We start from the raw sequence: 251 nt of genomic DNA on the forward strand, positions 1-251 counted from the left end.
GTCACGCTGCTGGTCTCCATCGGCTCCAGCTACGTCAACTACCGCGATGTCAGCGGCGACTACCAGGGCATCGCGCGCGAGCACCTCGACACGGCCCAGGGCAAGGAGTACAACGCGCTGCGCGACCGGCACGTGGCCGACTACCAGAAGCTGTTCGGCCGGACCGAGCTCGATCTCGGTCGTACCTCGGCGGCCGACCAGCCGACCGACGTACGGATCGCCCAGCACAACAGCGTCAACGACCCGCAGTT

Annotated in this window: 1 protein-coding gene; it reads left to right on the forward strand. The window is 66.9% G+C overall.

What is annotated here, in order from left to right:
* The coding region (locus tag IEY93_RS39225) for a glycosyl hydrolase family 95 catalytic domain-containing protein (protein WP_229691841.1) at nt 1-251 on the forward strand (251 nt) is incomplete at both ends.

It is taken from the genome of Sphaerisporangium melleum, from assembly GCF_014646695.1.
GTDB lineage: Bacteria > Actinomycetota > Actinomycetes > Streptosporangiales > Streptosporangiaceae > Sphaerisporangium > Sphaerisporangium melleum.